The organism is Kitasatospora sp. NPDC005856 (assembly GCF_040629945.1).
GTDB lineage: Bacteria > Actinomycetota > Actinomycetes > Streptomycetales > Streptomycetaceae > Kitasatospora.
Genome location: NZ_JBEXWT010000180.1, coordinates 1 through 6023 on the forward strand (window position 1 = coordinate 1; position 6023 = coordinate 6023).

General features: G+C 73.1%; 8 protein-coding genes. 5 read left to right on the forward strand and 3 right to left on the reverse strand.

Going from position 1 to position 6023, the window contains the following annotated elements; translation table 11 throughout:
* Nucleotides 1-231: 231 nt before the first annotated feature.
* The 3 genes from ABZ449_RS41515 (at nucleotide 232) to ABZ449_RS41525 (ending at nucleotide 2358) form a co-directional block, all read left to right on the forward strand.
* A complete protein-coding gene (locus tag ABZ449_RS41515; protein WP_360357195.1) occupies nucleotides 232-1098 on the forward strand; it encodes an oxidoreductase in 867 nt (288 codons plus the stop codon).
* A 77-nt stretch (nucleotides 1099-1175) separates the two neighbouring features.
* The gene (locus ABZ449_RS41520; protein WP_360357197.1) at nucleotides 1176-1673 is read left to right on the forward strand and encodes a GNAT family N-acetyltransferase; all 498 of its coding nucleotides are present in this window, start codon (nucleotides 1176-1178) and stop codon (nucleotides 1671-1673) included.
* Nucleotides 1674-1704: 31 nt separating this feature from the next.
* On the forward strand, nucleotides 1705-2358 hold the full coding sequence (locus tag ABZ449_RS41525; RefSeq protein WP_360357199.1) for a methyltransferase domain-containing protein: 654 nt from the start codon (nucleotides 1705-1707) through the stop codon (nucleotides 2356-2358).
* A gap of 9 nt (nucleotides 2359-2367) precedes the next feature.
* Here ABZ449_RS41525 and ABZ449_RS41530 read toward each other — a convergent pair whose 3' ends face one another.
* On the reverse strand, nucleotides 2368-2751 hold the full coding sequence (locus ABZ449_RS41530) for a MerR family transcriptional regulator (RefSeq protein ID WP_360357202.1): 384 nt from the start codon (nucleotides 2749-2751) through the stop codon (nucleotides 2368-2370).
* Between the two features lie 182 nt (nucleotides 2752-2933).
* Between ABZ449_RS41530 and ABZ449_RS41535 the strand changes: the two genes are divergently transcribed.
* Together ABZ449_RS41535 and ABZ449_RS41540 are read left to right on the forward strand one after the other, a co-directional pair.
* Nucleotides 2934-3428 carry a peptidylprolyl isomerase gene (locus tag ABZ449_RS41535; protein ID WP_360357205.1) on the forward strand — a complete coding sequence of 165 codons (495 nt, stop codon included), beginning with the start codon at nucleotides 2934-2936 and terminating at the stop codon, nucleotides 3426-3428.
* A 310-nt stretch (nucleotides 3429-3738) separates the two neighbouring features.
* Nucleotides 3739-4326, forward strand: coding sequence for a hypothetical protein (locus ABZ449_RS41540; protein ID WP_360357207.1), 588 nt, complete (start codon nucleotides 3739-3741; stop codon nucleotides 4324-4326).
* On the opposite strand, the gene ABZ449_RS41545 is transcribed toward ABZ449_RS41540, so the two are convergent.
* Together ABZ449_RS41545 and ABZ449_RS41550 are read right to left on the reverse strand one after the other, a co-directional pair.
* Nucleotides 4323-4853, reverse strand: coding sequence for a hypothetical protein (locus ABZ449_RS41545; RefSeq protein WP_360357210.1), 531 nt, complete (start codon nucleotides 4851-4853; stop codon nucleotides 4323-4325). The two genes, ABZ449_RS41540 and ABZ449_RS41545, sit on opposite strands and share 4 nt — an antisense overlap.
* Nucleotides 4854-4891: 38 nt before the next feature.
* Nucleotides 4892-6023, reverse strand: a 1132-nt coding sequence (locus ABZ449_RS41550) for an LCP family protein (protein ID WP_360357212.1), incomplete at its 5' end; no start/stop codon positions are given.

The following is a 6023-nucleotide window of genomic DNA, read 5'->3' on the forward strand; positions in this document are numbered from 1 at the left end:
GCGAAGATCACGCAGATCTACGAGGGCACCAACCAGGTCCAGCGGATCGTGATGGCCCGCAACCTGCCGTAACCCGCCCCGACCTGCACCGACGGCCCCCGACCGCCCCTCCGCGGTCGGGGGCCGTATGTCGTCCGGCATCGAACCGTCCTGGACGCGGCGCCCGCGCCGGTGTCATAAATGATCGTCAATTCATGCGCGGCACGCGACGATTGCGAGAGATCGACGATCATGGGCAACATCCCCGAGCAGGACTCCGCCGGCAAGGTCTGGCTGATCACCGGCGCCAACTCCGGCTTCGGCCGGGCGATCGCGAAGGTCGCGCTGGCGGCCGGTGACACCGTCGTGGCCGCCGTGCGGCGCCCCGAGACGCTGGAGGTGGCGGCCGGCAAGCACCCGGGCAGGCTGTTCCCGGTCCGGCTGGACGTCACCGACCAGGAGCGGATCCCGGCCGTCGTCGCGGAGACCGTCCAGCGGCACGGTCGGATCGACGTCCTGGTGAACAACGCCGGGCGCGGGCTGATCGGTGCCGTCGAGGAGTCCACCGACCGCGAGCTGCGGGACCTGATGGACCTGCACTTCTTCGGCCCGGCCGCACTCACCCGGGCCGTGCTGCCGCACCTGCGGGCCCAGGGCTCGGGCGCGGTGGTGCAGATGAGCAGCATGGGCGGCCGCTTCAGCTTCCCCGGCGTGGGCGCCTACTCGGCCACCAAGTTCGCGCTGGAGGGGCTGTCCGAGGCGCTGGCCAAGGAGGTGGCCGGCTTCGGGGTCAAGGTACTGATCGTCGAGCCCGGCGCCTTCCGGACCGGCTTCGCGGGGGGCGACGCGCTCGCCCACTCCGCCCCCATCGAGGCGTACGAGCCGGTCGTCGGCCCGGTCCGCGCCGGACTGCCGGACAGCGACGGCAAGCAGCCCGGTGACCCGGTCAAGGCCGCCGAGGCGATCCTGGCCGCGCTGGCCGCCGAGCACACCCCGCTGCGGCTCGCGCTCGGCGGCGACGCGGTGGACGGCGTCCTGGGCACCCTCGACGAGCAGCGGCGGGAGGCCGAGGCCTGGGAGGCGGTCGGCCGCGACACCGACTTCCCGGCCGGCGCGTAGGGCCCGCCCGGCGAGCGGCCCACCGCTCGACGAAAACCGCGCGACGGCGGGCAGCCGCGCTCCGTAGGCTGCCCGCCATGTCCTCCACGCCGACCACGCCCGCCGCACTCGGCCTGGCCCCCATCACCCCCGAGAACGTCGACGCCGCCCTCGCCCTGCGGGTCCGCCCCGACCAGGAGGCCCTGGTGGCGCCGGTGGTGAGGTCGCTGGCCGAGGCGTACGCGTACGGGGACACCGCCTGGCCGCGGCTGATCCTGGACGACGGGCTGCCGGTCGGCTTCGTGATGGCCTTCTTCGACATCGCCTTCCACCCCGACCGCCCCGGCGACCGCCCCCGCTCCGGCCTGTGGCGGCTGCTGATCGACGCCGAGCGGCAGCGCGGCGGCTACGGCCGCTTCGCCGTCGAGCAGGTCTGCGCCGAGATCCGCCGCCGCGGCGGCTCCCGCGTCACCGTCACCTACCACCCGGGCCCGGACGGCCCGGCGGAGTTCTACGCCCGGCTGGGCTTTCGCCCGACCGGGGAGCTGAGCGGCGACCAGGCCGTCGCCGAGCTGGACCTCCCGCCGCTCGACTGAGCGGCGCCGCCGCCCGGTAGGGTCCCGGGCCATGAGCGAGCCGGACTTCCTCACCGAGACCAGGGCGTTCTACGACGCCGTCGCCACCGAGTACACCGAGCTCTTCCGGGACGCGCTGGACCGCATGCCGGTGGACCGGGCGATGCTGGCGCTCTTCGCCGAGCTGGTCCGCGCCGAGCGGCCGGACGGCCGGACGGCCGAACTCGGCTGCGGTCCGGGCCGGATGACCGGCCCGCTGCACCGGCTCGGCGTGGACGTGCACGGGATCGACCTCTCGCCGCGGATGGTCGAGCTGGCCCGGCAGGCCCACCCGGAGGTGCCGTTCAGCGTCGGCTCGATGTTCGACCTCCCCTTCCGGGACGGGGAGTTGACCGGCGTGATGGCCTGGTACTCGATCATCCACACCCCGGCGGAGCGGCTCCCCGAGGTGTTCGCCGAGTGCGCCCGGGTGCTCGCCCCCGGCGGCCACCTGCTGCTCGCCTTCCAGGTCGGCGACCGGCCCTCGCGCCAGGAGCGCCCCTTCGGCCACCCCGTGTCGCTGGACTTCCGCCGGCTGCGGCCGGAGCACGTCGAGGAGCTGGCGCGGGAGGCCGGCCTGCCGGTCACCTCCCGTACGGTCCGCGAGCCCGAGGGGGACGAGAGGACCCCGCAGGCCTATCTGCTGGCCCGCAAGCCGAAGGCCTGAGGAACCCGCCTACGCGGCCTCGGAGGGGGACGGCGGCTGCCCGGAGGCGGTCGCGATCACCTCGTCCAGCACCTCGCGGGAGCGCAGCAGGTCGCTGATCGTCCGGTCGATCCGCTCGCGCTCCGCGGTGAGCTCCTCGACCAGCAGCGGGGTGGCGATCTCGTTCGGGCCGCCGTCGGAGTCCCGCATGCAGGGGAGGATCTTGTAGATGGTCCGGCTGTGGAGTCCGGCCGCGAACAGCTCCTGGATGTGCACCACCCGGTCGACGGCGGCCTCCGGGTACTCGCGGTGGCCGCCCTCGGTGCGGCGGGCGGCCAGCAGACCCTGCTGCTCGTAGTAGCGCAGCGAGCGTTCGCTCACGCCCGTCCGACGGGCCAGTTCGCCGATCCGCATGCCGTCCACCCCGTCTCCGGCCCCGTTCCGCGCCGCGGCCCGAACCTGACACCGATGGTAGCTTCCCGGCCGCGCCTCGGGGCGGAGTCCGCGCGGCGCGGAACCGGTTAACACAGCCGCGTCCGCCCTGTCCCGGCCGGGGGCACTGCGCGTCGAACAGGTGATCGTGCCATCATCCCTGCATGTCTTCCAACGTTTTCTTCGACATCACGATCAACGACGAGCCGGCCGGCCGGATCGTCTTCAAGCTGTACGACGACGTCGTTCCCAAGACCGCCCAGAACTTCCGCGAGCTGGCCACCGGCCAGAACGGCTTCGGCTACGCGGGCTCCGGCTTCCACCGCGTGATCCCGGCCTTCATGCTCCAGGGCGGTGACTTCACCAACCACAACGGCACCGGCGGCAAGAGCATCTACGGCGAGAAGTTCGCGGACGAGAACTTCCAGATCAAGCACGACCGCCCGGGCCTGCTGTCGATGGCCAACGCCGGCCGCAACACCAACGGCTCGCAGTTCTTCATCACCACCATCGTCACCGACTGGCTGGACGGCAAGCACGTCGTCTTCGGCGAGGTCGTCGAGGGCATGGACCTGGTCAAGAAGATCGAGGGCCTCGGCTCGTCGAGCGGCCGCACCTCGGCCAAGATCACCATCGCCGCGTCCGGCGAGGTCAAGTAGTCACCGCCGCCACTGGCACGCACCGCCCCGGAGCGGGACGTCGGGTCTTCCGGCCTCCCGCTCCGGGGCGGTTTCGTACCCGCTTCCGTGCCTCTTCCGCTTCCGCATCCGCTTCGCGCCCGCCTTGCGCCCGTTCCGCGCCGTTCCGCGCCGGGCCGGGCCGCGGTGCGGCGGGCAGGGTAGCCCGGAGCGCCGCCGTCCGGGCCGGAACCGGGCAATCGTGCGGCCTTCCTTCGCCGGGGCCCTACGCTCGATTCGGAGACGGTTCCAACCGTGTCCGAACTGGACTCTGCGGCAAGGTGGTTGACCGATGATGGAGCAGGGCGCCGATGACGGCGAGGTGACCTACGAACAGGTGACGGTGGTCTCCCTGGCCGGCTGCGAGCCGGTCGGCCCGGCGCGGTTCGCCGTCCGGGTCGTCCGCGAGGGCATGACCGTCAAGCGGGTGGCGGGCTACTGGGTGCGCTGGGACGAGCGGTGGGGCGCGGACGAGGTCCGCCACCACGCCCGCTGGATCCCGGACGAGGAGTACGTGCGGCCGGACACCGGCAGCCTGGACGGCACCCTCGCGGTGATGGTCGCCGCGTACTGGACGGACCCGACGGGCGCCCTCCCGCGGCGCCCGGGCACCGAGACGGTGGTGACCTTCCGCCCGGGCGAGACCGAGCACGAGCTGGTGCTGGAGCAGCCCGCCCCGGTCGTCCCGGTCGTCCCGGCCGCCGTCGGCCCGCACCGCCCGGCCTCGCTGACGGTGCAGCTGACCCACGCGCGGTGGCTGGGCGGCGACCGGCAGCCGATCCACTACGGCTTCGCGGGCGCCACCGAGGCGGCCGGCGGCGAGGGGGAGTGGCTGGTCCGCTTCCCGGAGTGCGGCACCGGCCTGCTGCCGTACGTCTAGCCCCGGTCCGGACGGTCCGGTGCGGTCCGGTGCGTGCGTTCAGGGGGAGGGTGCGGGATGGGCTGGGCCGGGATCGGGGAGGGCCCCCAGGCGCCCGCCCGCATCCCCACCTTGCGCGCCGGGACGCCGGCCCAGATCTCCCCGGGCCCGGTCGAGCGGGTGAGCACGGCGTTGGCGCCGACGACGGTGCCCGCGCCGACGGTCAGCACGCCCGCCTTGCACACCACCTTGGCACCCGCGCACAGCACCGCGCCGTCCTCGACCACCACCCGCCGCATCGCGCTCTCCTCCTGCGGCACCCACGGGTCGGCCCGGCCGATGGTCACACCGTTGTAGGGCGTCACGCCGGCGCCGAGGGTGGTGTACGGGTGCAGCACGGTGCCGAAGCCGCGGTGGTGGACCATCAGCCCGGGCCCGATCTCGCAGGCGGCGGGCACCTCCATCCCGTGGAGCGCGAGCGCCTCCCGGGCCAGGCGGCCCAGGAGGCGGTCGCGACGGCGGTGGATCAGCGCGGTGACGAGCGACATCCACTCATTGTGCTGGTGCGGTCACGCGAAGTCGCGGACTACTTGAAGTCCGGCACCGCGGTGTCGTCCTTGAACGCGGCGAAGAGCTGCTTGGACTTGTTGGTGTCCCACAGCACGGCGGACTCGCCGGTCTTGGTCCGGTAGTCCGGGTTGCCGATCGGCACGGTCAGCGACTTGCCGCTGCCGCCGTTGACGTCCTTCATGGCGAGGAAGAGCGAGCCGAGGTCGGTCAGCCCGCAGTCCTCGTCGACGATCAGGGTGCCGAGCGCGGAATCGACCAGCGGGTAGAAGGTGAACGGGTTCATCAGGTTGCCGGGGGAGGCGGCCTGGTGGGCCAGGGCGCCGAGGAACTTCTGCTGGTTGCGCATCCGGCCGAGGTCCTGGTCGGCCATCTGGTGGCGCTGACGGACGAAGGCCAGGGCCTGCTTGCCGCTGAGGACCTGGTCGCCGGCCTTGAGGTCGAGGCCGGAGTCCTTGTCCTGGATGTCCTGGTCGATCTTCATCTCGACGCCGCCGATCGAGTCGACGATGCCGACGAAGCCGCCGAAGCCGATCTCGGCGTAGTGGTCGATCCGCAGGCCGGTGTTCTGTTCGACGGTCTGGACCAGCAGCCGGCCGCCGCCGTTGCCGAAGGCCGAGTTGATCTTCGCGCTGGTGCCCTTGACCGGCTTGCCGTTGCTGCCCGGGTGCTCGGGGATCGGCACCCAGGAGTCGCGCGGGATGCTCATCAGGGTGTTCCCGTTGTCCCCGACGTGCAGGATCATCATCGAGTCGCTGCGCTTGCCCTCGGTGTCGTGCCCGGTGTGCAGGTCGTCCTGCTCGGAGTCGGTGAGGCCCTGGCGGCTGTCGGAGCCGACGATCAGCCAGTTGGTGCCCTTGCCCGCGGCCGGGCGGCCGGGGTAGTCGGCGAGCACGTTCTCGTGGTCGAGCTTGGAGTCCGCCCAGAACCAGGTGGAGACGGCGGTCACCATGACGGCGATCAGCACGCCGAAGACCGACCACTTCACGATCCGCCGCCGTGGCCAGCGCCGCGCCTGGGCACCGGACGGGCGGGCGCCACCGGGGCCGCCGGGCGCGCCGGGGCGGCCCTGACCGCCGGGGCCACCGGGGCCGCCGGGCCCACCCGGGCGGCCCTGACCGCCCGGCCCGCCGTGCCCGGCGGCACCGCCC

Excerpts from the sequence above, each read along its gene's own strand:
- ABZ449_RS41515 (WP_360357195.1), top strand. The coding sequence starts at position 232 with ATGGGCAACATCCCCGAGCAGGACTCCGCCGGCAAGGTCTGGCTGATC.
- ABZ449_RS41520 (WP_360357197.1), top strand. The coding sequence starts at position 1,176 with ATGTCCTCCACGCCGACCACGCCCGCCGCACTCGGCCTGGCCCCCATC.
- ABZ449_RS41525 (WP_360357199.1), top strand. The coding sequence starts at position 1,705 with ATGAGCGAGCCGGACTTCCTCACCGAGACCAGGGCGTTCTACGACGCC.
- ABZ449_RS41530 (WP_360357202.1), bottom strand. The coding sequence starts at position 2,751 with ATGCGGATCGGCGAACTGGCCCGTCGGACGGGCGTGAGCGAACGCTCG.
- ABZ449_RS41535 (WP_360357205.1), top strand. The coding sequence starts at position 2,934 with ATGTCTTCCAACGTTTTCTTCGACATCACGATCAACGACGAGCCGGCC.
- ABZ449_RS41540 (WP_360357207.1), top strand. The coding sequence starts at position 3,739 with ATGATGGAGCAGGGCGCCGATGACGGCGAGGTGACCTACGAACAGGTG.
- ABZ449_RS41545 (WP_360357210.1), bottom strand. The coding sequence starts at position 4,853 with ATGTCGCTCGTCACCGCGCTGATCCACCGCCGTCGCGACCGCCTCCTG.